21 protein-coding genes are annotated in these 24,082 nt (G+C 59.3%); 7 read left to right on the top strand and 14 right to left on the bottom strand.

Annotated elements, in window-relative coordinates; translation table 11 throughout:
• Positions 1-22 precede the first annotated feature (22 nt).
• From gyrB to mutM, 7 genes are all read right to left on the bottom strand, one after another.
• On the bottom strand, positions 23-2,440 hold the full coding sequence (gyrB, locus tag N6L24_RS06840) for a DNA topoisomerase (ATP-hydrolyzing) subunit B (RefSeq protein ID WP_271843916.1): 2,418 nt from the start codon (positions 2,438-2,440) through the stop codon (positions 23-25).
• 131 nt (positions 2,441-2,571) lie between these two features.
• On the bottom strand, positions 2,572-3,666 hold the full coding sequence (recF, locus tag N6L24_RS06845; protein WP_271843917.1) for a DNA replication/repair protein RecF: 1,095 nt from the start codon (positions 3,664-3,666) through the stop codon (positions 2,572-2,574).
• Positions 3,667-3,724: 58 nt separating this feature from the next.
• A complete protein-coding gene (gene dnaN / locus N6L24_RS06850) occupies positions 3,725-4,843 on the bottom strand; it encodes a DNA polymerase III subunit beta (RefSeq protein ID WP_271843918.1) in 1,119 nt (372 codons plus the stop codon).
• A gap of 169 nt (positions 4,844-5,012) precedes the next feature.
• A complete protein-coding gene (dnaA, locus tag N6L24_RS06855) occupies positions 5,013-6,380 on the bottom strand; it encodes a chromosomal replication initiator protein DnaA (RefSeq protein ID WP_271843919.1) in 1,368 nt (455 codons plus the stop codon).
• A 474-nt stretch (positions 6,381-6,854) separates the two neighbouring features.
• Complete coding sequence (gene rpsT, locus N6L24_RS06860) at positions 6,855-7,118, bottom strand: 30S ribosomal protein S20 (RefSeq protein ID WP_271843920.1); 264 nt, start codon at positions 7,116-7,118, stop codon at positions 6,855-6,857.
• Between the two features lie 311 nt (positions 7,119-7,429).
• A complete protein-coding gene (locus N6L24_RS06865) occupies positions 7,430-8,206 on the bottom strand; it encodes an enoyl-CoA hydratase (protein ID WP_271843921.1) in 777 nt (258 codons plus the stop codon).
• 64 nt (positions 8,207-8,270) lie between these two features.
• On the bottom strand, positions 8,271-9,122 hold the full coding sequence (gene mutM, locus N6L24_RS06870) for a bifunctional DNA-formamidopyrimidine glycosylase/DNA-(apurinic or apyrimidinic site) lyase (RefSeq protein ID WP_271843922.1): 852 nt from the start codon (positions 9,120-9,122) through the stop codon (positions 8,271-8,273).
• 116 nt (positions 9,123-9,238) lie between these two features.
• On the opposite strand from mutM, the gene ubiE reads away from it, so the two are divergent.
• Both ubiE and ubiB read left to right on the top strand, forming a co-directional pair.
• A complete protein-coding gene (gene ubiE / locus N6L24_RS06875) occupies positions 9,239-9,991 on the top strand; it encodes a bifunctional demethylmenaquinone methyltransferase/2-methoxy-6-polyprenyl-1,4-benzoquinol methylase UbiE (protein ID WP_271843923.1) in 753 nt (250 codons plus the stop codon).
• 1 nt (position 9,992) lies between these two features.
• Complete coding sequence (ubiB, locus tag N6L24_RS06880) at positions 9,993-11,522, top strand: 2-polyprenylphenol 6-hydroxylase (RefSeq protein ID WP_271843924.1); 1,530 nt, start codon at positions 9,993-9,995, stop codon at positions 11,520-11,522.
• 83 nt (positions 11,523-11,605) lie between these two features.
• Here ubiB and dapA read toward each other — a convergent pair whose 3' ends face one another.
• Positions 11,606-12,481 (bottom strand): 4-hydroxy-tetrahydrodipicolinate synthase, encoded by an 876-nt coding sequence (gene dapA / locus N6L24_RS06885; RefSeq protein ID WP_271843925.1) that lies wholly within the window; start codon positions 12,479-12,481, stop codon positions 11,606-11,608.
• Positions 12,482-12,641: 160 nt separating this feature from the next.
• On the opposite strand from dapA, the gene N6L24_RS06890 reads away from it, so the two are divergent.
• A complete protein-coding gene (locus tag N6L24_RS06890; RefSeq protein WP_271843926.1) occupies positions 12,642-14,579 on the top strand; it encodes a lytic transglycosylase domain-containing protein in 1,938 nt (645 codons plus the stop codon).
• Positions 14,580-14,588: 9 nt separating this feature from the next.
• Here N6L24_RS06890 and N6L24_RS06895 read toward each other — a convergent pair whose 3' ends face one another.
• A complete protein-coding gene (locus tag N6L24_RS06895) occupies positions 14,589-15,455 on the bottom strand; it encodes a DMT family transporter (RefSeq protein ID WP_271843927.1) in 867 nt (288 codons plus the stop codon).
• Positions 15,452-16,129 carry a tRNA (5-methylaminomethyl-2-thiouridine)(34)-methyltransferase MnmD gene (mnmD, locus tag N6L24_RS06900; RefSeq protein ID WP_271843928.1) on the bottom strand — a complete coding sequence of 226 codons (678 nt, stop codon included), beginning with the start codon at positions 16,127-16,129 and terminating at the stop codon, positions 15,452-15,454. Before mnmD ends, N6L24_RS06895 begins: the two co-directional genes overlap by 4 nt.
• A 69-nt stretch (positions 16,130-16,198) precedes the next feature.
• On the opposite strand from mnmD, the gene N6L24_RS06905 reads away from it, so the two are divergent.
• Positions 16,199-17,245, top strand: coding sequence for an NAD(P)/FAD-dependent oxidoreductase (locus tag N6L24_RS06905; protein WP_271843929.1), 1,047 nt, complete (start codon positions 16,199-16,201; stop codon positions 17,243-17,245).
• Here N6L24_RS06905 and N6L24_RS06910 read toward each other — a convergent pair.
• Together N6L24_RS06910 and N6L24_RS06915 are read right to left on the bottom strand one after the other, a co-directional pair.
• Positions 17,242-17,787 carry an NADPH-dependent FMN reductase gene (locus tag N6L24_RS06910; protein WP_271843930.1) on the bottom strand — a complete coding sequence of 182 codons (546 nt, stop codon included), beginning with the start codon at positions 17,785-17,787 and terminating at the stop codon, positions 17,242-17,244. The two genes, N6L24_RS06905 and N6L24_RS06910, sit on opposite strands and share 4 nt — an antisense overlap.
• Before the next feature lie 137 nt (positions 17,788-17,924).
• Positions 17,925-18,578, bottom strand: a complete 654-nt coding sequence (locus N6L24_RS06915; protein ID WP_271843931.1) for an OmpA family protein — start codon at positions 18,576-18,578, stop codon at positions 17,925-17,927.
• Positions 18,579-18,838: 260 nt separating this feature from the next.
• Here N6L24_RS06915 and nth point away from each other — a divergent pair, with 260 nt between their 5' ends.
• Positions 18,839-19,483 (top strand): endonuclease III, encoded by a 645-nt coding sequence (gene nth, locus N6L24_RS06920; protein WP_271843932.1) that lies wholly within the window; start codon positions 18,839-18,841, stop codon positions 19,481-19,483.
• On the top strand, positions 19,480-20,466 hold the full coding sequence (locus N6L24_RS06925) for an adenosine kinase (RefSeq protein ID WP_271843933.1): 987 nt from the start codon (positions 19,480-19,482) through the stop codon (positions 20,464-20,466). The genes nth and N6L24_RS06925 overlap by 4 nt, the downstream gene beginning before the upstream one ends.
• Positions 20,467-20,539: 73 nt before the next feature.
• Here N6L24_RS06925 and N6L24_RS06930 read toward each other — a convergent pair whose 3' ends face one another.
• Positions 20,540-21,358 carry a sulfotransferase family protein gene (locus N6L24_RS06930; protein ID WP_271843934.1) on the bottom strand — a complete coding sequence of 273 codons (819 nt, stop codon included), beginning with the start codon at positions 21,356-21,358 and terminating at the stop codon, positions 20,540-20,542.
• Positions 21,359-21,504: 146 nt separating this feature from the next.
• Here N6L24_RS06930 and N6L24_RS06935 point away from each other — a divergent pair, with 146 nt between their 5' ends.
• On the top strand, positions 21,505-23,082 hold the full coding sequence (locus N6L24_RS06935) for a DUF5928 domain-containing protein (protein ID WP_271843935.1): 1,578 nt from the start codon (positions 21,505-21,507) through the stop codon (positions 23,080-23,082).
• Here N6L24_RS06935 and N6L24_RS06940 read toward each other — a convergent pair.
• Positions 23,079-24,011: an ABC transporter ATP-binding protein gene (locus tag N6L24_RS06940; protein WP_271843936.1), complete on the bottom strand. Its 933-nt coding sequence runs from the start codon at positions 24,009-24,011 to the stop codon at positions 23,079-23,081. The genes N6L24_RS06935 and N6L24_RS06940 overlap by 4 nt on opposite strands.
• Positions 24,012-24,082: the final 71 nt, after the last annotated feature.

Genomic DNA, 24,082 nt, shown 5'->3' on the forward strand with positions numbered 1-24,082 from the left:
TGCCCCCAGCGCCCCGCTGCCTTTAGAAATCCAGGTTCTCGACGCTCAGGGCGTTTTTCTGGATGAACTCGCGGCGTGGCTCCACCACGTCGCCCATCAGCTTGGTAAAGAGGTCATCGGCATCTGCCATGTCCTCGACCTTCACCTGCAGCAGCGTGCGCGCATCCGGGTCAAGCGTGGTTTCCCACAGCTGGTCGGGGTTCATCTCACCTAGGCCCTTATAGCGTTGCAGGGTCAGGCCACGCTCGCCTTCGGTCAGGATCGCGTTCATCAGATCCAGCGGGCCCTGGATCAGCTGCGAGCGTTCCTTGCGTACCAAAGTGGCTGTCGTACCATAGGTTTCCTGCAGGCTTTGGGTAAAGCTGCCGGTCTTGCGCGCCTCGCCAGAACGCAGCATGGGCCCGTCCAGCGTGCGCACCTCTTCGACGCCGCGCAGAATGCGCGCCAGCTTGATGCCGTGATCCTGAGTGATCCGGCCTTGCCAGCCGCGCTCATACTCCAGTGCAATCAGGTCAAGCCGTGCAGCCACCTTGTCGGCGACGCCCTGCAGGTCGGCTTCGATCGCGCCGGGCACAAAGGCCCCGGCGATGGCCGCTTGCTCCAGAATATGGCGCGGATAATGGGTGGGGAAGGCGTCCAGCACCCGCTTGAGCTGCCGCGCCTCGTTCACCACGCGGCCGAGGTCAGCCCCGACGATCTCTTCGCCGCTGCCCAGCCGCAGGATCGCGCCTTCCACGCCCTGTTCCACCAGGTAATCATCCAGCGCCGCCTGATCCTTGAGATAGACTTCGGACTTGCCGCGCGCGACCTTATAAAGCGGCGGCTGCGCGATATAGAGGTGGCCCCGTTCGATCAGCTCTGGCATCTGGCGATAGAAGAAGGTCAACAGCAGGGTGCGAATGTGCGCGCCGTCAACGTCCGCATCAGTCATGATCACCACCTTGTGGTAGCGCAGTTTGTCGACGTTGAATTCATCCCGGCCAATCCCGGTGCCAAGCGCCATGACGAGGTTGCCGATTTCCTGGCTGGACAGCATGCGATCAAAGCGCGCGCGTTCGACGTTCAGGATCTTGCCGCGCAGGGGCAAGACGGCCTGTGTGCCGCGATCCCGGCCTGTTTGGGCGGACCCGCCAGCAGAGTCACCCTCCACCAGGAAGACTTCGGTTTTGGACGGGTCTTTTTCGGAACAATCCTTCAGCTTGCCGGCCAGGTAATTCACATCCATCGCGGTTTTGCGGCGGGTCAGCTCGCGCGCTTTGCGCGCGGCTTCACGGGCCATGGCCGCTTCGATGATCTTGCCGACGATCATTTTGGCTGCATTTGGGTTTTCTTCAAACCATTCGGACAGCTTTTCCCCCATCAGCCCTTCGACAGCGGGGCGCACCTCAGAAGACACCAGCTTGTCTTTGGTCTGCGATGAAAATTTCGGGTCCGGCACTTTGACAGAAAGCACGCAGGTCAGCCCCTCGCGGGCGTCATCGCCGGTGAAGTTGATCTTTTCTTTCTTCGCGATGCCACTTTCCTGCGCATATTTGGTCAGCGTGCGGGTCAGCGCGCCGCGGAAACCGGCGATATGGGTGCCGCCATCGCGCTGCGGAATGTTGTTGGTAAAGGGCAGCACCGTTTCATGGTAGCTGTCATTCCACCACATCGCGACCTCAACGCCGATGTCGTCCTTTTCACCGTTCACATAGATCGGCTCTTCCAGCATTGGGGTTTTGTGACGATCGACGTATTTGACGAATTCTTTCACGCCGCCTTCGTAAAACAGTTCTGTTTTCACCGGTTCGGCAGGACGTTCATCTTCAAGGATGATGCGGACACCGGAATTCAGAAACGCCAGCTCGCGCAGGCGCTTTTCGAGCGTGTCAAAGGAATATTCGAGATTTGAGAAGGTCGTGGTCGCCGCGAGGAAGCGCACCTCGGTCCCGGTGCGATCGCCGGCCTCGCCGACCACTTTCAGATGTTCGGTGGTCTCGCCGCCTTCAAAGCGGGCGAAGTGTTCCTTGCCATTGCGCCAGACGCGCAGCTCCAGCCAGTCAGACAGCGCGTTCACAACCGACACACCCACGCCGTGCAGGCCGCCGGACACCTTGTAGGAGTTGCTGTCAAATTTACCCCCAGCGTGCAGCTGGGTCATGATGACCTCGGCGGCAGAGACGCCTTCTTCGGGGTGGATGTCCACCGGAATGCCCCGCCCGTTGTCGGCGACAGAAATCGAGCTATCGGCATGAATTTTCACGCTGACGAAATCGGCATGTTTGGCCAAGGCTTCGTCGATGCCGTTGTCCACGACTTCATAAACCATGTGATGCAGGCCTGAGCCGTCGTCGGTGTCACCGATATACATGCCGGGCCGTTTGCGGACCGCTTCCAAGCCTTTGAGAACCTTAATAGAATCCGCGCCATATTGCTCGGTGTTTTGCGCGCTGTCGCTCATGTGCTTTGGTCCTTTGTTCGTTGCGGATTTTATACCGTTTCAGCCCGGTAATGTCACGCAATCCGGCGTATTTTTCCGCTGCGTTCGGCGCGGTTTCGCTGGGGGTGTCTGCGGCTCAAGTTTCGCCTAAATCAGCGTACCTCTGAAAGGCCGCCGCTGTCAGAGACCGTCAGGAACTGGGCGCGGGTCTCAAGCGTTTCAAACAGCGCCTTGTCGGTGCCTGTCATCCAGGCCTGCGCGCTCAGAGCGGTGATTTCATCATAAAGCGCGGCGCGCCGGCCTGCATCCAGATGCGCGGCCACTTCGTCCAGAAGGAGGATGGGGGGCGCGCCAATTTGCATGGCCAAAGCGCGGGCGTTGGCCAGGATCAACGAGATCAGCAGCGCCTTCTGCTCGCCCGTGGAGCAATCTGCTGCAGGCACGCCCTTGGCGGCATAGGTCCCAAAGAGATCGGCGCGATGTGGCCCCACCAATGTGCGTCCTGCCTGCAGATCGCGTGGGCGGCTGTCGGCAAAGGCGGCGCGAAATTCTTCGGCTGTGACGGGCGTGGCCTCATCTGGGTGTTGCAGGTCAAGTTCGGCCACCGGAAAGGCCGTCTCGGCCTGCGCCTGCGCGTCGCGTAGAAAGGTTAACGTGCGCGTTCGATTGGCGTGCAGCTTTTCCGCAGCCCCGGCCATCTGATCCTCCAACGCCTTGTACCAATGGCCATCGCGGATCTGGTCTTTCAGCAGGCGGTTCCGTTCGCGCATGGTTTTTTCATAGGTCAGTGCCGCCTCGGCGTGATCTGGAAAAAAAGACAGCGCCGTTCGATCCAGAAACCGGCGGCGGCCTTCGGCCCCTTCGATCCAGAGCCGGTCCATCGCCGGGATCAGCCAGATAACCCGGCAGAGTTCGCCCAGCCGCGTCTGTGGCGCTGCCTTGCCATTCAACTTGACCTGACGTGCCGCGCCTTTGTCGGACCAGGTTTCGACTTCGTGCACTGTTTCGGCCGCCGCCAATGTGCCGCTGACTTTCCAACCGAGTGCCTCGGGCCTGCGCGTCATGTCCTGCGCGGAGGCCCGGCGAATGCCGCGTCCCGGAGAGAACAGCGAAACCGCTTCGAGAATATTGGTCTTGCCTGCGCCATTGGCACCGTAAATGGCAATGGGCCGGCTGTCGCAGGCGAGGCGGCTGTGCCTGTGGCTGCGAAAATGGCTGAGGCTCAGGCTGGTGACGGCAAGAGTCATAAGGCCCCCGACGCAATTGCGGAGGCCCTATGGAAAAAAGATATGCCGTGTCGTCCTGTCACACGCGCATCGGCATCACGACATAGACGGCCGTGGTGTCATTGCCTTCGCGCATCAGGGTCGGATCGCCGGCGGAATTAAACATGAAAACGGCATTTTCACGATCCACTTGGCTGGCGATTTCCAGCAGGTATTTGGCGTTGAACCCGATCTCAAGCCGCTCATCACCATAGGCCACGGCCAGTTCTTCTTCGGCGGCCCCGGAATCCGGCGCATTCACCGACAGGATCAATCGGTCTTCGTCCAGCGCCAGTTTCACCGCGCGCGAACGTTCGGAAGAGACGGTTGCGACACGATCCACGGCCTGCGCAAACTCTGCGGCGTCGACCTCAAGGCGGCGGGTGTTGCCGGTTGGAATGACGCGGGTGTAATCGGGGAAGGTGCCGTCGATCACTTTGGAGGTCAGCGTGATGTCGGGGGTGGCAAAGCGCACCTTGGTTTCCGAGACCGACACGGCAATGTCCATATCGTCGTCATCCAGCAGCTTACGCAGCTCGCCAACGGTTTTGCGCGGCACGATGACGCCGGGCATGTCAGACGCCCCCTCGGGCAGTTCGGCATCAATACGCGCCAGACGGTGGCCATCGGTGGCCACGCAGCGCAGCACCTTGCCGCCGTCCGCATCCGACGTATGCATGTAGACCCCGTTGAGGTAATAGCGGGTTTCCTCAGTGGAAATGGCGAATTTTGACTTGTCAAAGAGTCGGCGCAGCTGCGCGGCTTTGGCCGTGAAGTTGCTGGCATATTCCGAGCTGGCCATCACGGGAAAATCTTCTTTTGGCAGGGTCGCCAAAGAAAAATTCGAGCGGCCGGCCTCCACAGTCAGGCGGCCGGTGGCCGGGTCATCCGTCAATGTCACCAAGGCACCGTCCGGCAATTTGCGGACGATCTCATGTAGCGTGTTGGCCGAGACCGTGGTGGCACCGCCACGCTCGACCATGGCCGCAGCTTTGTCGACGACCTCAATGTCCAGATCGGTCGCGCGGAACTGGACGGTATTGCCGTCAGCTTCGATCAGCACATTGGCCAGAATAGGGATGGTGTTGCGTCTTTCGACCACAGATTGGGCCTGAGATACCGCTTTCAGCAGGGTGCCGCGTTCGATGCTGATTTTCATCTCTTCATCCTCCGAGTGCCGGGCCTTGTGCCGGGGTGCTCACAGTAGCTGTTTCCCCTTCGCGCTCAAGCCTTTTTTGCTTTTTCAACCGTAATTTAAGGGGCGTCAAGCGGCCATGGAAAAAGCGGACCCAAGTGGGCCCGCTTTGTCTGTTTGAATGGCGTTAATGTTACGCTTCCAGCGCGCGACGCAGCATTTCCAGATCTTCGGCGATCTGACCGTCAGAACTGCGCAGCTCTTCGATGCGTTTCACACCGTGCATGACCGTGGTGTGGTCGCGCCCACCAAAGCGGCGGCCGATTTCAGGCAGGCTGCGGCTGGTCAGCTGTTTGCACAGGAACATGGCGACCTGACGTGGCCGGGCAAAGGTGCGCACACGCTTGGGGCCGATCATGTCGGACAGGCGAATGTTGTAATGGTCGGCCACGCGACGCTGAATCTCTTCAACGCTGATCTTGCGCTCGCTGGCGCGCAGAACGTCCGACAGGCAATCCTGCGTCAGCTCCATGGTGATTTCGCGGCCCACAAGCGAGGCGAAGGCAAAGAGGCGGGTCAGAGCCCCTTCCAGAACGCGCACGTTGGTGGAAATGCGATGGGCCAGAAACTCCAGCACGCCGGGCGCAAGTTGCAGGTCGGGATATTGCGCTTTGTATTGGTCCACCTTGCTTTGCAGGATGCCAAGGCGCAATTCGTAGTCGGTGGGATGCAGATCGACCACAAGGCCGCATTGCAGGCGCGAGCGAATGCGATCTTCCATATCCTTGATCTCACCGGGCGCGCGATCGGCCGAAATGATGATCTGTTTGTTCTGATCCACCAGCGCGTTGAACGTGTGGAAGAACTCTTCCTGTGTGGAATCCTTGCCAGCGATAAACTGCACGTCATCCACCATCAGGACATCCACAGAGCGGAACAGCTCTTTGAAGTCCATCATCTTGCGGTCGCGCAGTGCCTGCACAAAGCGATACATGAATTGTTCAGCCGACAGGTAAAGCACATTCAGGTCCGGGCGCTGCGTCTGCAATTCCCAGGCGATGGCGTGCATCAGGTGGGTTTTACCAAGGCCAACCCCACCGTAAAGGAACAGCGGGTTGAAGGTCACTGGGCCGCCTTCGGCGACGCGCCGGGCGGCGGCATTGGCAAGCTCGTTCGGCTTGCCGACGACAAAGGTATCAAATGTAAAGCGCGCATCCAGCGGGGCACCGGGCAGATCGGTTTTCAGGGAGCTTGCGTCAGCAGCGACAGCGCGTGCGCCGGCGTTTGGTTTGCTGCTGCTGGCGTGATTGCGATTGGCCGCAGACCCAACGCGGAAATGGACGCGCTGTACGTCTTCACCCGCTTGCGAAAGCTGATGAATGATCAGATCACCAAAGTTTTGCGAGACATAGTTGCCGATGAAGTTGGTTGGCACTGTAAAGGTGGCCACGCCATCGCTCAGCTCCGCGAGTTGCAGCGGTTCGATCCAAGCTTTGTAGTTGTTCTGCCCAACGGTGTTCAGAAGGTCTTCCTGAAGTGACCCCCACTGTTCCTGTGTCATTCGTCCCCGATTCCGCTTCTGCCAATGGGCTTACGCCCCGTCTATTGCCTTCCCTAAGCAATCACAGGGTCGCAGCGGGCAGAAGGTCGCAACACAGAATGGCAACAAGACATAACTTTCCTGTCCCGAGAAAGTCCCCACTTTCTCTGGCATCATGTCTTTCTTGCGCACTAAGTGCGAGCAAACAGGCATGGCTTCTTGCAATACTCAATACCCCGCCTGAATGCGGCGAATGCACTTTGAGTTGTAATGCAAGCTGCGATTTAGCGGTTTCGCTATTTCGCGCCGGCCCCCCGATGTGACGATGTGAATCGCTGGATTGAAGGTAGCAATTCCGACTTGTTCCGAGCAACCGATCTTCGATCTTGACTCTGCAAAAGCGAAAAAAGAATCTCTTTGGGGCGTCGGGAATGACATAAAAATAAGGCGCTGCCAAAACGACAGCGCCTTAAATTTCAAAGCTTTGATAGGGACTTAGCCCAGGGCTTTTACACGTGCCGCCAGACGCGAGATTTTGCGCGAAGCGGTGTTCTTGTGGAAGACGCCTTTGGTCACGCCGCGCATTACTTCTGGTTGTGCTGCTTTCAGCGCTTCAGCTGCTGCAGATTGATCGCCGGAAGCGATCGCTTCTTCGACGGTGCGCAGGAAGGTGCGGATGCGCGAACGGCGTGCTTTGTTGACGGCGAAACGACGCTCGTTCTGACGGGCGCGTTTTTTAGCTTGTGGTGAGTTTGCCATGAATCTCAGACCTTTATTTCGTGTTCGTTGCGATGCGGTTGCGTGACTGCCGCCCAAACGGGTCTGCCCAATCTCTTGGGACGATTCTTGCCTAAGCGGGCATCACGCGCATGTATGACGGCGGCGTATACAGAGATTCCCGCCGCTTGGAAAGCGTTAATTCAGGGCATCGAATCGTGGCCGATTGGCAACGCTCAAGAAACGGTCTGTTTCATCGTCTGGGGCCTTGCGAAGAGAATCGCAAATCTATGTAACCCAGACATGACAAAGGCCGCCCAAGCGGCGGCCTTCTTCGTTGATGCAGCGCAAGATCACTTGCCGCGGAATTGCGCCTCGCGCTTCTCCTGGAAGGCTTCCATGCCCTCCTTTTGATCCTCAGTCGCAAAGAGCGAATGGAAGAGGCGGCGTTCAAACAGAATGCCTTCGGACAGCGTGGTCTCATAGGCGCGGTTCACCGCTTCTTTCGCGGCCATCGAGGCGATCACGGATTTCACCGCAATCTTCTGCGCTGCGCCCAAAGCTTCGTCCATCAGCTTTTTGGCCGGCACAACACGCGACACCAATCCGGCCCGCTCTGCTTCTTCGGCGTCCATGAAGCGTCCGGTCAGATGCATGTCCATGGATTTGGACTTGCCGACAAGGCGCGTCAGGCGCTGCGTGCCGCCGATCCCGGCGATGACGCCAAGGTTGATTTCCGGCTGGCCGAATTTTGCGGTGTCCGAGGCAATGATGAAATCGCACATCATCGCCAGTTCGCAGCCCCCGCCTAGGGCATAGCCAGATACCGCGGCGATGATCGGCTTACGGGTGTTGACCACGGCGTCACCTTCGCGGGCAAAGAAATTCGACAGGAACATGTCCACGAATGTCTTTTCGGCCATCTCTTTGATATCGGCCCCGGCAGCAAAGGCCTTTTCCGATCCGGTCAGGACAATGCAGCGCACCTTGTCGTTGGTGTCCGCTTCCTCCAGGGCCTGTGCCAGTTCGCCCAGCAACTGCGAGTTCAGCGCATTCAATGCGTCTGGGCGATTCAGCTTGATCAGTGCTACGTGATCTTCAACTTCGACGATGATCGTCTCAAAAGCCATGTATCTGCTTTCTGTTGTTTCCGGTCAGGAACGATTCCTTACCATCTGGAGGGGGTGGATCAAGTTATCTTTGGCATTGCGGACAATAGAAGGATGACCGACCGGACTGCGTGATTCGGCCAATGACCCCCGCACAGCCCGGGGTTCGGCAGGGGTCCCCTTCGCGTCCATAAACATCAAAGCGATGCTGAAAATATCCAAGTTCTCCATTGGCTTGGCGAAAATCTCGCAACGATGATCCCCCCGCTTCAATGGCATCGGACAGCACCTGGCGAATGATCGAAACAAGCGGGCGAACCTCGGTTTCTTTTAATGTGTTGACGTGGCGTATTGGGCTGATTTTCGCTCTGAAGAGCGCCTCGCAGACATAGATGTTCCCCAAACCGGCGACAATTTTCTGATCCAGCAGCGCAGATTTGATCGGCGTGCGCCGTCCCTGAAGCCGCGCAATCAGATAGGACTCGTTAAAATCATTGCTCAGAGGTTCAGGGCCAATAGAGGCCAGCAAGGGATGCTGCGGCGCGGTTGCCGTGTCCAGCAAGTCCATGGCCCCGAAGCGGCGCGGATCGTTAAACGTGATGCGCGCGCCATTGGCCATTTCAAACACCACATGGTCGTGTTTTTGCGGCGCGGGGTGGTCGTGTTGGAAGCGCCCCAGCGGATCACCAGAGATCAGCATCCGTCCGGACATGCCAAGATGAATGAGCAGGGTTTCACCGGTGGACAGCTCGGCCAGAATATATTTCGAGCGCCGCCGCAGCTGCTGCACCGTCGCGCCGGTCAGCCGATCGGCCATGTTTTCTGGAAACGGCCAGCGCAGGTCAGGGCGATTCACATGCGCCTTGGCGATCTGCACCGCCTCCATCACGGGCGCAAGACCGCGCCGCACGGTTTCAACTTCGGGTAATTCGGGCATTGTGGTCCTTTGGCTTGGCTTGCCTCTGCATACAGCGAAACGCGGCGGCCATACAGCGCATTGTCTGGGCCGCAATCGCCCTATATGTAAGGCGCAACAGCAAAGATGGCAGTGACATGAGCGAGCAAGAGCAAAGAACCACCCATTTCGGGTTCGAAACCGTTCCAGAATCCGAAAAGGCCGGGCGTGTGCAGGGGGTCTTTGGCTCGGTTGCCAGCAAGTACGACGTGATGAATGACGTGATGAGCATGGGGATCCACCGCATCTGGAAAGACGCGATGATGGATTGGCTTGCGCCGCGTCCCGGTCAGAGGCTTTTGGATGTCGCCGGCGGCACCGGAGACATCTCGTTCCGCTTTCTCGCGCGGGCAGGCGAGGGCCATGCCACGGTCTGTGATCTGACCGAACCGATGCTTGTCGCCGGCCGGCAGCGCGCCGAGGCGGACAATCTCGCCGAGAGCCTTGATTGGGTGGTGGGCGACGCCATGGCGCTGCCCTTTGCCGACAACAGCTTTGATGTCTACACCATCAGCTTTGGCATCCGGAATGTCACGCGCCCGCAAGAGGCGCTGAACGAAGCTTACCGTGTGCTCAAACCCGGTGGCCGCCTGATGGTGCTGGAATTCAGCCAGCTGCCGAACCCGGCGATGCAATGGGCCTATGATCGCTATTCCTTCAATGTGATCCCGGAAATGGGTAAGTTGATCGCCGATGATCGCGACAGCTATCAATATCTGGTCGAAAGCATCCGCAAATTCCCGGATCAGGAGACTTTCCTGGGCATGGTGCGTCAGGCGGGGTTTGAAAACGCGAAATACCGCAACCTCAGCTTGGGCATTGCCGCGCTGCATTCGGGTTGGAAAATCTAACATGCGCGGACCTCACAATATCTGGCGCCTCATCCGCACTGGGGCCACCCTTGAACGCACCGGCGCAATGGGCGTTGTCTTAACCGCATTTGAGGCACCCCGCGCCTTGCGCATCCTGGCGCGCAGCTTGGTCTGGCCGTTTCGCTGGCTCGGCATCAAAGGCGACGTGACCCAGCCGCCGGTTGTGCGTGCGCTGACAGCGCTTGGCCCGGCCTATATCAAGTTCGGACAGGTTCTCTCGACACGCCCAGATGTGGTGGGCGCAGAAATGGCCACGCAGCTGCGTGTCCTGCAGGACAAGCTGCCCCCGTTTAGCATTGCCGCCGCCAAACAGGCCGTCGCCCAAGAGCTCGGCCGTCCGGCGGATGCGGTGTTTTCCGAATTCTCCGAACCTGTCGCCGCTGCGTCGATTGCGCAGGTCCACAAGGCGCGCTTGGCCGATACCGGCGAAACCGTGGCAGTCAAAGTGCTGCGTCCGGGTATCGAGCGCGCGTTTCGCAAAGACGTGGATGCGTTTTACTTTGCTGCGGATGTCATTGAATTCATCGCGCCGTTTTCGCGCCGCCTGCGCCCGCGGGCGGTGATCGAACATTTTGACGGTGTCGTGACCGGCGAGTTGGATCTGCGGCTTGAAAGCGCGTCAGCCAGTGAATTTTCCGCCAATACCCAGGGCGATGCGGGCTTTCAGGTGCCTGTCGTCAAATGGGAATATTCGAGCCGCCGCGTGATGACGATGGATTGGGCCGAAGGCGTGTCACTTGGCGATAACGCCGCGCTGGACGCCGCAGGGCATGATCGCCACGCGCTCGGCAGCCGGGTGCTGCAACTCTTTCTCAGCCACGCCTTGCGCGATGGGTTCTTTCACGCGGATATGCATCAAGGCAATCTGAAGGTTGCGGCCAATGGGGACATCATTGCCTATGATTTTGGCATCATGGGGCATATCGATGAATACACCCGCCGGGTCTATGCCGAGATCCTCTTTGGGTTCATCCAGCGCGACTATCAGCGTGTCGCTGAGGTACATTTTGAGGCAGGCTATGTCTCGGCGCATCAGGATGTGGATGAGTTTGCCCGCGCCCTGCGCGCGGTCGGCGAGCCGATTTTCGGCATGGACGCCACCAGGATTTCCATGGGCCGTTTGCTCAATTACCTCTTTGAAGTCACCGAACGTTTCGGCATGGAAACCCGCACCGAGCTGATCCTACTGCAACGCACTATGGTTGTGGTCGAGGGTGTGGCGCGCTCGCTCGATAACACGATCAACATCTGGGACGTCGCCAAACCCGTGGTCGGGGGCTATATCAAAGACTCCATCGGCCCCCGTGCGCTGGCGCAGGATCTGATGAAAACCGCGCGGGTGCTCGGCCGGTTCGGCCCGCGCCTGCCAAAGCTGGTGGAAGCGGCGCTGATCCGTCAGGCCAGCGAAGAGGAGGCCCCACAGCGCCGCGTCTGGCCCTGGGTACTAACTGGCGGCACAGCGGGGCTTGCGCTTGGTATTGCGGGCACATTGGCGCTTTATTGGCTCTGAGGCCCTTTTGCGCGGCTGAGACCCTGCACCTCACAAAAAAGCCCCGGTCACTGCCGGGGCTTTTTGCTGTCGTTGTCTTGCGTTTAGTTCATCAGGCCCGCGTGACGCATGGCGGCATCGATCTGCGCCTTGGTGCTGTCCAGCAGCCCGGTGAGCGGTGAGCGCACCTCATCCGAACACAGCCCAAGCTGCGACATTGCGTATTTCGCGCCAACCAGCCCCGGCTCCACAAAGATGGCTTCGTGCAGCGGGAAGAGGCGGTCCTGCAATTCGAGCGCCGTGGCATAATCACCGGCCAGCGTTGCGGCCTGGAATTCTGCGCAGAGCTTTGGCGCGACGTTCGCCGTGACCGAGATACAGCCTTGGCCGCCATGGGCGTTGAACGCCAGCGCGGTGCCGTCCTCCCCGGAGAGCTGAATGAAATCGGTGCCGCAGGTAATGCGCTGCTGGCTGACGCGGTTGATATCGCCGGTGGCGTCTTTGACCCCGATGATACGCGGCAGTTTCGCAAGCTCACCCATGGTCTCAGGCGTCATGTCGATGATCGAGCGGCCCGGAATGTTGTAGATGATGATCGGCAAGTTGCAGCAATCATGCAGCGCAGTGAAATGCGCAATCAGGCCGCGTTGCGTCGGCTTGTTGTAATAGGGCGTCACAACAAGACCGGCATCTGCACCGGCTTTTTCGGCAAACTGCATCAGGCGCATCGCTTCGGCGGTGTTGTTGCTGCCAGCCCCCGCAATCACCGGCACGCGACCAGCGGCGGCGCGCACGACTTCTTGGATTACGGTCTCATGCTCTTCATGCGACAGTGTGGGGGATTCGCCGGTGGTGCCAACGGGAACAAAACCATTGGTTCCTTCGTTGATATGCCATTCGACCAGCTTCTTAAGCGTATCCAAATCCAGCTCGCCGTTCTCGAACGGCGTGACGAGTGCGGGAAAAGACCCTTTGAACATGACACGCTCCTTTTGTTTTTTGCGTAGCTGGGCGAAACGCCCGTTTCAGATCGCGCGGACACTAGCGGGATGTTGCCACTTTGCCAAGTTAGGGATTGGCCCGCCGCGCCGGGATGTTAGGTTTCGGGTCATATCCAGTGTCACATGGGAAAATGCAAGCATGTTAAAGGTTCTGAAAACCGGCTTTCTTGCCGTCTCGCTTCTTGTGCCGTCCTTGGGCGCGGCGCAGCTGAGCGATGCCATGGTGGGCGTGCGCTTTGGCGATTGGGAAGTGGCAGAAGCCGCCGTCGCCCGTGATGGGCAGATTTCCAAAGACATTGTGACTTGGCATCGTTTGCGCGCAGGCGAAGGGCGCGCGGAAGAGGCGATTGATTTCCTCGCGCGTCGCGGCGATTGGCCGGGCCTGCCCTATCTACGCAAACAGATGGAACCGGCCTTCTTGCTGGCCACGCCAAATGAGGTGCGCCGTTTTTTCGCGGACACGCTACCGCAAACCGCCGAAGGGGCCTTGGCCTATGCGCAGGCCCTGAAGGCCGCCGGGCAGGGGCCTGCCGCTGAGGCCCAGATTGTGACCGCCTGGACCTCCTTTGCCATGTCGGCAGACCTGCAGGCGCGCTATCTCGCGGATTTTGGGCGCGTGCTTGCGCCACATCACGAGGCGCGTCTGGACATGGCATTGTGGAATGGCTGGGAACGCAACGCCACAGATATGTATGCGCTGGTCAGCGAAGGGTGGCAAAAATTGGCCGCAGCACGGCTGGCACTGCGCGATGACGCCCCCGGTGTGGATGCGCTGATTGAGGCGGTGCCAAGCGCGCTGGCCGCGCACCCCGGGCTGGCGTATGAACGGTTTTCATGGCGCGCACGCAAAGGGCGCAATGCCTCGGCGATCGAATTGGCACTGGCGCAAAGCAAGGCCGGGAATTTGGGCAAGCCGAGCGCTTGGGCGGGCTGGCGACGCGCCCTGGCGCGCAGCGAAATGCGTGCGGGCAACCATAGTGCGGCTTATCAATTGGCCAGCGGCCATGGGCTATTAGACGGCAGCAGCTATGCCGATCTTGAATGGCTGTCCGGCTATTTGGCGCTGCGCTATCAGAACAATCCGCAGCGTGCGCTGCAGCATTTCATTCGGTTTGAACAGGCGGTGGATACGCCGATTTCCTACGGGCGCGCAGGGTATTGGATAGGCCGCGCCTATGAGGCAATGGGTGACAAGGAGGCTGCGCAACGCGCCTATCAAGGCGGGGCGGCGCATCAGACCAGCTTTTATGGGTTGCTTGCGGCGGAAAAGGCCGGCGTTCCGTTTGATGTCGGCCTGAGCGAGGGTTTGCCGCGCGCATGGCGACAGGCGGACTTTACCAAATCATCGGTTCACAGCGCGGCGCAGGCCCTGCATGCGGCCGGGGAACTCAGCCTGGCAGAACGGTTCTGGACCCATCTCGCCGAAACGCAAGACCCGTCAAACATGGCGGCCATGGGCGCGATGGCGATCGACATGAACGAGCCGCATTTGGCGGTCATGCTTGGCAAGCGTTTTGCGCAATACGGGCAGACCGTCACCGCGCCCTATTACGCGCTGCATTCTCTGGCCACGCGCCGGGATTTGCCCGTGCCACCGGAAATGGTGCTCTCGATTGCGCGCCGCGAAAGCGAATTTGACCCCAAAGTCGTCAGCGGAGCCAATGCACAGGGGCTGATGCAAATCCTGCCGGGCACCGCCAAAGAGGTCGCCGAAGAGATTGGCACCCCCTATTCAAAACCCCGCTTGCTGAGTGATCCGGCCTATAATGTCACGCTGGGCACTGCCTATTTGGCGAAACTGATCGAAGAGTTTGACGGCAATGTCATCATGGTGGCCGCCGGATATAACGCAGGCCCCAGTCGCCCGACCCGTTGGATGGCCACCAATGGCGACCCGCGCCGCCGTGGCGGCATGGATATCGTCGATTGGATCGAGCACATTCCGTTCAACGAAACCCGCAATTATGTGATGCGTGTTGCGGAGAGCCTGCCGGTTTACCGCGCCCGTCTGGGCAAAGCACCGTTGCCGGTGCCGTTCAGTCAGGAACTCGTGGGCCGCAGCCTGACTTCGGGCTGATGGGGCCGCTCAGGGTTTGGATTGCTCTGCTCGCCAGAGCGTGAAGAGCCCGGCCAGAACAATGATGGCCGCGCCGAGGCCCACATTCAGGCGCAGGGTTTCCGAAAACACGGTGATGCCCACCATCGCCGCAAAAGGCAGCTGCAGGTAAGCAAAGGGCTGCACGGCGCTGGCCTCGCCAAATTCATAGGTTTTGATCAAGAGCCAATGGCCGAGCAGCGTCATGCTGCACAGCATCAAAAGCCAGATCCAATCCGTGCCGACCATCGGCTCCCAGTTCAAGAGCCCGATGACCGTCATGACAACGGCCCCGACAACACCGGTGTAAAAATAGCTGGTGGCAGAGCTGTCAAACCGCGCGGCATAACGTGTTAGCAAACCATAAGCGGCAAACATCATCGCGCCCAGGAGCGGGATGGCTGACAAGGGCGAAAAGACCCCGCTGCCCGGTTGCAGGATGATCAGTACGCCGCAGAACCCGGCAGCAATCGCCAACCAGCGCCGCCAGCCGACGCGCTCGCCCAGAAAGGGCCCTGACAGCGCGACGATAAACAGCGGATAGCAGACAAAAATGGCATGGGTTTCGGTCAGCCCCAAAAGCGCAATCGCGCCCACTGTGACGCAGATTTCCAGGGCCAGCAGCAGCCCGCGCAAGATCTGCAGCCAGCGCCTCTCGCTTTGCAAAGCGCGCGTGATCCCGCCGGAGCGATGCGCGAGGATCAGCACAAATCCGGCGAAAAACCAGTAGCGAAACATCACCACCACAAAGACGTTATATTCCGACGCCAGATGCCGTGAAATGCCGTCCTGCAAGGCAAAGATCAGCGACGTCAGGCTCATCAGTATAATGCCAAGGCGGTTGTCCGTCTTGATCATGGCGCGCGTTTTTGCCCGGTGGACATGTGCCGTTTGCGGCCAAATCCGGGCACGCGGGTGATGTCAAATCCGGCGGCATCCAGATTGCGCCGTACAAAACCCGCCGCCGTATAAGTCGCGCAGGTGCCGCCTGTGCAGGTGTGTCGCCCGACCTCTGCCATCAATGCCGTGTCCCAGAGTTCGGGATTTTTGGCGGGCGAAAACCCATCCAGGTACCAGGCATCTGCCTGCCAGTCCTGCGCCGCCAGTGTCTGGCGCGCATCGCCCAGAACCACGCGCGCCTCAAGGCCCTGAAGGTTCGCCAATGTCTTGTCCTCGGCCCAAGCCGCGACCAGCCGGGCGGCGTAGGGGGCGAGCTCTGGGAAGGCCTGCAAGGCCCGGTCCATTTCCTCGGCCGCCATTGGAAACGCCTCAAAGCTGGTGAACCGCAGCGGCGTTGTCATGCCTGCGGCGTCCCAGGCCTGCCAGGTGGTCAATAGATTAAGCCCGGTGCCAAACCCCAGTTCTGCAATGTGAAACCCGGGCGCAAAGCGCGCCGGCAGGTCATTGCCCGCCAGAAAGACATGCCGCGTTTCGGCCAGCCCGTTGTCCAGGCTGAAATACGGGTCGTCAAACTGGGTTGAGACCGGGATCTTTGCGTCCCGCCATTCCAGCTTTGCTGACTGGTCGCTCATCGTCATTTGCCCTACAGATGCTTCAGAATGCCCAAGCCGCAGCTTTGGGCAAAAGCACGGGAGTTTGCAATGGTGGATGTCACAGTCATGGGGGCGGGGGCTTTGGGGCTGTCGGTGGCCTGGGCGTGCCTTCTGCGCGGTGCAAAAGTGCAGGTGATTGATCCGGGCGGGGTTGCTGCCGGGGCCTCTGGCGGCATTGTCGGCGCGCTTGCGCCGCATACGCCGGAAAACTGGAACGACAAGAAAGCTTTTCAGTTCGACAGCCTGATCATGGCCGAAGATTTCTGGCGCGGGGTTGAGGATGCGGGCGGCCTGTCTGGCGGCTATGGGCGGCTGGGCCGTCTGCAACCGATTGCAGATGCACGGGCACTCGAATTGGCGCAGGCCCGCGCGGCGCAGGCCGAAACCCTGTGGCAGGGCAAGGCGCAATGGCGTGTGATGCCAGCGGCCGAGGCCGGGGCGTGGTGCCCGCCGTCGCCAAGCGGTTATGTGATTCACGACACGCTCAGCGGCCGCTTGCACCCCCGGCAGGCGTGCGAAGCGCTGGCCGCCGCCCTCCGCGCCAAAGGGGGCCGCATTCTGGCCGAGGGTCCCGTGGCAGGTCAGGTGATCTGGGCCACGGGTTGGCAGGGTCTCATGGACCTTTCCGCAGAAATGGGCCGCGCGATTGGCAATGGTGTCAAGGGGCAGGCTGTACTGCTGGATCTGGATCAGCGCGATCAACCGCAGCTATTTGCCGATACGGTGCATGTCATTCCCCATGCCGATGGCACGACGGCGATTGGGTCCACCAGCGAGCGCGACTTTGATGCGCCCGACACGGTGGACGCTCAAAGTGATGCGCTGCTGGCGCGGGCGGTGGCGGCGATGCCGCAGCTCGCCGAGGCGCGGGTGATCCGGAAATGGGCGGGTGTGCGCCCGCGCGCGCGCAGCCGCGCGCCGATGCTTGGGGCGCACCCGACGCGATCAGGCCACTTCATCGCCAATGGCGGGTTCAAGATCGGTTTTGGCATGGCCCCGAAAATCGCCGAGGTGATGGCGGATCTTGTTCTTGAGGACATCGACGCCATCCCCGAAGATTTTCGCCCAGAGGCTTCGCTGACCCGGCGGCGTTAGTGGCCGCGCGCAACTTCGTCTTTTAGCGCCTCCATCAGCCGCGTCAGCGCCGCCTCATAACGGTCATTGGTCAGGCGGCCCTCAGCGTCAAACTGATTGCGCGAGTCGGCAACGGCAAGCTCGGCAGCAGGTGCCAAACGGACTTTGAACGGCGTCATGCAACTGCGTAGCATGCTCTGCGCCCGAATGCCGCCTGCGCGCCCGGCAGCCGCGCTCATCACGGCAACGGGCTTGCCCTCCCATGGCTGGGGCTTGCTCCGGCTGACCCAATCCAGCGCGTTTTTCAGCACTCCGGTGATGGCCGAATTATATTCCGGCGTCGAAATGAGGATTGCGTCGGCGTCGGCAATCTGGCGCACCAAAGTCTGCGCAGGCCCCGGGAGGCCAGAGGCCTCTTCGTCGTCGCCATTGTAAAGCGGGATGTTCAAATTCGCTTCTGTATAGGCGGCATCGCCATAGAGGCGCGCGGCCTCGCGCAGAAGTTTGGTATTGCTGGAGTCCGCACGCAGCGAACCGGAGAGGCCAAGAAGTTTATGTGCCATGAGACCCTACTTTTCTGTTTCGCTCCAAAGATTAGCGCGCTGGCAGCAGTGGGCAATGCGCAGGGGCGCACAGCCGCTCTGCGCAAGAAAAAACCCGCAGCACTGTGCGGGTTTTTTGTGATTAAGGCATTATGCGATCAGGCGTTTGGCAGGATCACAATTTCCACCCGACGGTTTTGGGCGCGGCCCTCTGCGGTCAGGTTAGAGGCCACTGGCTGATCTTCGCCGCGACCCATTGCCAAGATACGGCTGGACGGTACGCCAGCATTGCGCAGCACGCTGGCCACAGAATTGGCGCGGCGCAGGCTGAGATCTTGGTTATAGGTGGCATCCCCGACGTTGTCGGTATGGCCGATCACCTGAATGGTCGAATTCGGATAAGCGTTCAGGTTGCCCGCGATGGCGCGCAGATCACGCTGCAGGTCTGGCCGCACCGAGCTGCTGTCGGTGGCAAACAGGATATCTTGCGGCAGGGTGACGATCAGGCGATCACCTGTGTTGGTGATGCGCACATCGTCATTGTCCAGGCTGCGGCGCAGGTCGGCCTCTTGCTTGTCCAGCTCATTGCCAACAAGCGCGCCGATCCCGGCCCCGATGGCCGCGCCGCGCAGGGCCCCTTTGCCTTTGTCATCGGCCGTTGCCGCACCAAAGATGCCGCCGACGGCTGCACCAATCGCTGCGCCGCCTTTGGTGTTCGTGCGGTCGATGCCCGCGTAATTCGGATCTGTACACCCCGCCAATACCAGCGCTGCCGAGAAGGTCAGGCCGACGGTCAGTTTAGATCGGATCATAAGTGCCTCTTTCATCTGAAAACAATTCGTGTCCGTGTAAGGTCTTTAACGACCCTGCGCCCTATATGGTTCCCTCACAAGGGGGAAATAAGCAAAGCTTGGCGCAAAATCAGGGATTTAAGCGATCTTTCGCCCATGGTTGCTGACGGGGGTTATGCGCTCAAACGGCCACCAGAATCGGGGGGCATTCGGGCCCGGCATTGATCTTTGCGGGGCTGCAAGCTAAGGCAGGCCGGACGCAGGAAAACGCCGAGGCGGCCATGGCCAAGCAACTGGATTACCACACGATCCGCGAGATTTTCACACGGTTTCGCGAGGCTGCGCCCGAACCCAAGGGCGAATTGGACCACGTCAATGCCTATACGCTGGTTGTTGCGGTCGCCCTGTCTGCCCAGGCCACGGACGCGGGCGTGAACAAAGCCACCAAAGAGCTGTTCAAAATTGCCGACACGCCGCAAAAGATGCTGGATCTTGGCGAAGAAAAGCTGATCGAGCACATCAAAACCATCGGCCTGTTCCGCAATAAGGCCAAGAATGTGATCAAGCTGTCGCGCATTCTGGTCGATGATTATGACGGGCAAGTGCCCAATTCCCGCGCCGCGCTGGAAAGCCTGCCAGGCGTCGGGCGCAAAACAGCCAATGTCGTGTTGAACATGTGGTGGCAATTTCCGGCGCAGGCCGTCGACACGCATATTTTTCGTTTTGGCAACCGTTCGGGCGTGTGCCCGGGCAAAGACGTGGTCGCGGTTGAACGCGCCATCGAAGACCATATTCCCGCAGATTTTCAACTGCATGCACATCACTGGATGATCTTGCATGGCCGCTATCACTGCAAAGCGCGTAAGCCTTTGTGTGGCACCTGCCTGATCCGCGATCTCTGCATGTTTGAGGACAAGAACCTATGAGCACATATCAAGTTGTCGGCATCGGCAATGCCATCGTCGACGTGATCAGCCAGTCTGATGACAGTTTCCTGGACCTGATGGGCATCCAGAAAGGAATCATGCAGCTGATCGAAAAAGAGCGCGGCGAAACGCTCTATGGCGCGATGACCAATCGGGTGCAGGCCCCCGGTGGCTCTGTGGCCAATACGTTGGCCGGGCTGGGCAATCTGGGGCTGAAAACCGCCTTTATCGGCCGGGTGAATGATGATGCGCTGGGCCGGTTCTATGCGCAGGAAATGGCGGCAGACGGCACGGATTTTCCGAACGCGCCTGTGGCGGGGGGCGAATTGCCCACCTCGCGCTCGATGATCTTTGTATCGCCCGATGGCGAACGCTCGATGAACACCTATCTGGGCATCTCCTCTGAACTTGGCCCAGAAGATGTGGCCGATGATGTGGCCGGGCAGGCGATGATCCTGTTCCTTGAAGGGTATCTCTATGACAAGCCGCAGGGCAAAGAGGCGTTTGAGCGCGCGGCCGCCCTGTGCAAAACCAGCGGCGGGCGTGCCGGTATTTCGCTGTCCGATCCCTTCTGCGTGGATCGTCACCGCAGCGATTTCCGCCGCCTGGTGCGCGAGCTTGATTTTGTGATCGGCAATGAACACGAATGGAAATCGCTTTACGAAACCGAGGTGCTGGACGAAGCGCTGGCCGCCGCCGCCGAGGATTGCGGGTTTGTGGTCTGCACCCGATCGGGCCAAGAGGTGGTGCTGATCCGGGGCGCTGAAAAAGTGACGGTCCCGGTTGAAGAAATCGTGCCGGTGGATGCCACCGGCGCTGGCGATCAGTTCGCGGCGGGTTTCCTTTATGGCTATGCCACCGGACAATCGCTGAAGGTTTGCGGCGCGATGGGCTGTGTCGCGGCGCGCGAAGTGATCAGCCACTATGGCGCGCGCCCCGAGGCGGATCTGAAAACCCTGTTCTCGCAAGCAGATCTGATCTGATCACAGATTAGCCAATCTCAACTACAAAGGCGCGGCAGTGATCTGACCGCGCCTTTTCTTGTTTGACCGCCGCTCAATCGCCGAGTTTGGCGTGCACTTCGTCAAGGTCGATCTCTGCCACGGGCAACTTGTTTGCCGGATCGTCGGGATCATATTTGAAGAGGTCAAAGTCGCGTTTGTACATCTCATAAACCAGATGCATCGACAGATCGTCAAAGTAATCTTCCACCGGATGCGCGCGTTTGGGGCCATGGTCGGCCGATTCATTGAACCGGGGCACCGCGCCGAGGTCCACCGAATGCGGTACCTCAATGGCGTCTAGGACGGTTTGCATGCCCTCGTTGAACTTTTCCGTCCAGAGAATGTGATCGTAGCGGCCGCCGTTCACAACATAGGTCGAAACATGCCCCGAGCTGGCGGACCAGTGAATGTCCGGGTCCATCGGGCGCCGCCAACGCACGGTGTCGCGGGCGAACAGCAAAAACCGCCGAAAGCTTTGGATCTGGTCAAATTCTTCGCGGCCATCCTCGCCGCCGACATCAATGCCATATTTCTGGATTAGCATCGGCACAAGGTTGCCGCGATACCGGCGGCCATTGCGCTGGATGCCGCAGATCTTGTCAAAAAACGAACTCAGAATGCGGGTGTAGGGGTTGCGCACGCAGGTAAAGGCAAAGGTGTCTTGCGCCTGCGCTGCACTGGTGATCAGCGGCTTGCTTTCGTCTTGCGACCATTTGTGTAGCCCGGTCTTGGCATCATGGATGTCGCCGTCAAAATAGCTGCCGTGATCAGAGTAATAAAGGATCTGCCCGATGGAAGAGCAGGCGCATTTGGGCACAACCCTGTAAAGCACGCTCTGACTCTCTGTCATCCAGGTGCCTGGAAAACCCATGTGACTGCCTCCTGCATGATGGACCTAAGTTCTTCAGGCCACACTTTTTATCAGACTTTAAAAAACCAAACTTCCCAGCTTTATTCAATTGGTGTTCACCTTTAATAGGTAAACAATCGGGTTAATGCGGGGTTTCAGTTTCGAGAATGGCAAAGATCGCTTTCATATTGCTTTGCCACAAGGACCCTGAGGCGATCATTCAGCAGGCGCAACAGCTGACCGCGACCGGGGATTGCATGGCGATTCACTTTGACGCCAGCGCGCCCGCCGCAGATTTTCACCAGATCACCGCAGGGCTCGCCGACAACCCAAACGTCATCTTTGCGAAAAAGCGCGTGAAATGCGGCTGGGGGGAATGGTCGCTGGTGCAGGCGACGCTGAATGCGATGCAGGCCGCGCTCGATGCGTTCCCGCGGGCGACGCATTTTTACATGCTGTCCGGTGATTGCATGGCGATCAAGACCTCGGAATATGTGCATGAATATCTGCACGAGCATGATTGCGATTTCATCGAGAGTTTTGATTTCTTCGAAAGTGACTGGATCAAAACCGGGATGAAGGAAGACCGGCTGATCTACCGCCACTTCTTTAATGAACGCGAACAGAAAAACCTGTTTTACAAAGCGTTTCATCTGCAAAAGCGCCTAGGCCTGAAACGCAAGATCCCAGAGGATCTGCAGATCCAGATCGGCAGCCAATGGTGGTGTCTGCGCCGCCCAACGGTTGAGGCGGTGATGGAGATGACAAAGCGGCGGCGCGATGTCATGCGGTTTTTCCGCACTACCTGGATTCCGGATGAAACGTTTTTCCAGACGCTGGTGCGCCATCTCATCCCGGCAGACGAAATCAACGGGCGCACTCTGACGTTCCTGATGTTCACCGACTACGGCATGCCGCTGATGTTTTACAATGATCACTACGACATGTTGCTCAATCAGGATTTCCTGTTTGCACGCAAGATCAGCCCCGATGCTGCTGAGCTCAAGCAGAGGCTGGGCAAGCTCTATGCCTCCAGCGGCATTGATTTCCGTATTTCCGGTGAAGGGCCGAGCCTTTTCAAATTCGTGACCGAGCGCGGGCGCGTCGGTCGCCGATTTGCCAACCGTTTCTGGGAAACAGAAGCCACGCTGGGCCGCGAACGCGAACTGATGATTTTGGTCTGCAAAAAATGGCATGTCGCCAAACGGTTGCTGGGCAAGATCAAACAGGAAACCAATATTCCGGCGATTGACTACCTCTTTCACGAAGAACACACGCTCTTGCCGGATTTGGGCGGCATTCAGGCCACTATTGAAAAGCGCACCCGCCATCGCCGCGCGCTGATCCGCATGTTGTTTGATTATTTCCAGACCAACCGCATGATTATCTGCATGGACCCGGGTTCACTGGACCTGTTGCATGATTTTTACAACGACCGCTCGATCACCCGCGCGCTGGAAATTCAATGTGAATACTCCGAGGACTACCTGAAGGGCCACGCCAGCCGCATTGGCCTTGCGGGGGAAACCACGCCCAAGGACACGTTTGACCGCATCCTGCCCACGATTCAGCGCGATATCGAAGATGAAAGCGACGCCATTCGCGACGCCAACTTCGAAAACTACGGGCGCATCCGGCAGGTCGATGAGGTCGGCGATTTTCTCAAACCCATTGCAGAGTTTCTGAGCGTCAGCGAAGACAAGGCACGGGCGATTGCCACAACGCCGCATCTCTTCGCGGATTAACGCGCGCGGGTCAGTTCCAGAAAGACATCTTCCAGATCGGCCTGCTCGGTGCGGATATCACTGATGCGGATGCCGTGGGCCCGCACAGCATCCAGCACCTCTTCGGCGCTGGTGCGGCTGGTGTGATACGCCATGGCCAGCGTGCCGTCCTCGCGCAGTTTGGCGCTGACGCCGTCAAGTTCAGGCAAGGCGTCGGGCAGGGTGCTGGGGGTGATCAGCAGCGTTTTAGCATCCAGCGCGCCCAGCAGGTTTTGAGTGCTGTCCTGCGCAATTTTTTCGCCGTGGTTGATGATGGCGATCTCGTCGCACATCTCTTCGGCTTCTTCCAGATAATGCGTTGTCAGGATGATCGTCATACCGCGGGTCTTGTTGAGCATGCGGATATTGTCCCAAAGCATCTGGCGCAATTCGATATCGACCCCGGCGGTGGGTTCATCCAGCACCAGAATTTGTGGATCATGCACCAGCGCCTTGGCCAGCAGCAGCCGACGCCGCATGCCGCCTGACAGGGTGCGCGCATAAGCGTTGGCCTTGTCTTCAAGCCCGACAAGTTTCAGAATCTCGTCGCTCCTGCGCTGGCGGCGCGGCACGCCATAGAGCCCGGCCTGCACCTCAAGCGCGGCGCGCGGGGCAAAAAACGGATCAAAATTCAGCTCCTGCGGCATGACACCAATGGCGGCACGGGACTGGCGCGGGTTCTGATCCTGATCAAATCCCCAGATTTTCACCTGCCCGGCGCTTTTGCGCACAAGACCCGCCATGATATTGATCAGAGTGGATTTTCCGGCCCCATTGGGCCCCAAGAGGCCAAAGATTGATCCGGCTTTCACCGTCAAATCGACACCCTTTAGGGCCTGTTTGTCCGGGGTGCTGCCACTGCCGCGATAGGTTTTTGTCAGCCCGCTGATTTCAATTGCATTCTCAGCCATTGCGTCTCTTGCCCCCGGCGCATTGTTCCCTCATATTCGCGCATAGCCAAATTGGACCCCAGCGACAACCA

It is taken from the genome of Cognatishimia sp. SS12 (assembly GCF_028369055.1).
GTDB lineage: Bacteria > Pseudomonadota > Alphaproteobacteria > Rhodobacterales > Rhodobacteraceae > Cognatishimia.

What these genes read in the sequence shown, in the direction of transcription:
- dnaN (WP_271843918.1), bottom strand. Translation starts at nt 4,843, where the DNA reads ATGAAAATCAGCATCGAACGCGGCACCCTGCTGAAAGCGGTATCTCAG.
- dapA (WP_271843925.1), bottom strand. Translation starts at nt 12,481, where the DNA reads ATGTTCAAAGGGTCTTTTCCCGCACTCGTCACGCCGTTCGAGAACGGC.
- ubiB (WP_271843924.1), top strand. Translation starts at nt 9,993, where the DNA reads ATGCGCGGACCTCACAATATCTGGCGCCTCATCCGCACTGGGGCCACC.
- N6L24_RS06890 (WP_271843926.1), top strand. Translation starts at nt 12,642, where the DNA reads ATGTTAAAGGTTCTGAAAACCGGCTTTCTTGCCGTCTCGCTTCTTGTG.
- gyrB (WP_271843916.1), bottom strand. Translation starts at nt 2,440, where the DNA reads ATGAGCGACAGCGCGCAAAACACCGAGCAATATGGCGCGGATTCTATT.
- N6L24_RS06935 (WP_271843935.1), top strand. Translation starts at nt 21,505, where the DNA reads ATGGCAAAGATCGCTTTCATATTGCTTTGCCACAAGGACCCTGAGGCG.
- dnaA (WP_271843919.1), bottom strand. Translation starts at nt 6,380, where the DNA reads ATGACACAGGAACAGTGGGGGTCACTTCAGGAAGACCTTCTGAACACC.
- N6L24_RS06940 (WP_271843936.1), bottom strand. Translation starts at nt 24,011, where the DNA reads ATGGCTGAGAATGCAATTGAAATCAGCGGGCTGACAAAAACCTATCGC.
- N6L24_RS06895 (WP_271843927.1), bottom strand. Translation starts at nt 15,455, where the DNA reads ATGATCAAGACGGACAACCGCCTTGGCATTATACTGATGAGCCTGACG.
- N6L24_RS06905 (WP_271843929.1), top strand. Translation starts at nt 16,199, where the DNA reads ATGGTGGATGTCACAGTCATGGGGGCGGGGGCTTTGGGGCTGTCGGTG.
- ubiE (WP_271843923.1), top strand. Translation starts at nt 9,239, where the DNA reads ATGAGCGAGCAAGAGCAAAGAACCACCCATTTCGGGTTCGAAACCGTT.
- N6L24_RS06930 (WP_271843934.1), bottom strand. Translation starts at nt 21,358, where the DNA reads ATGGGTTTTCCAGGCACCTGGATGACAGAGAGTCAGAGCGTGCTTTAC.
- N6L24_RS06910 (WP_271843930.1), bottom strand. Translation starts at nt 17,787, where the DNA reads ATGGCACATAAACTTCTTGGCCTCTCCGGTTCGCTGCGTGCGGACTCC.
- N6L24_RS06925 (WP_271843933.1), top strand. Translation starts at nt 19,480, where the DNA reads ATGAGCACATATCAAGTTGTCGGCATCGGCAATGCCATCGTCGACGTG.
- nth (WP_271843932.1), top strand. Translation starts at nt 18,839, where the DNA reads ATGGCCAAGCAACTGGATTACCACACGATCCGCGAGATTTTCACACGG.
- N6L24_RS06865 (WP_271843921.1), bottom strand. Translation starts at nt 8,206, where the DNA reads ATGGCTTTTGAGACGATCATCGTCGAAGTTGAAGATCACGTAGCACTG.
- mutM (WP_271843922.1), bottom strand. Translation starts at nt 9,122, where the DNA reads ATGCCCGAATTACCCGAAGTTGAAACCGTGCGGCGCGGTCTTGCGCCC.
- rpsT (WP_271843920.1), bottom strand. Translation starts at nt 7,118, where the DNA reads ATGGCAAACTCACCACAAGCTAAAAAACGCGCCCGTCAGAACGAGCGT.
- recF (WP_271843917.1), bottom strand. Translation starts at nt 3,666, where the DNA reads ATGACTCTTGCCGTCACCAGCCTGAGCCTCAGCCATTTTCGCAGCCAC.
- N6L24_RS06915 (WP_271843931.1), bottom strand. Translation starts at nt 18,578, where the DNA reads ATGATCCGATCTAAACTGACCGTCGGCCTGACCTTCTCGGCAGCGCTG.
- mnmD (WP_271843928.1), bottom strand. Translation starts at nt 16,129, where the DNA reads ATGAGCGACCAGTCAGCAAAGCTGGAATGGCGGGACGCAAAGATCCCG.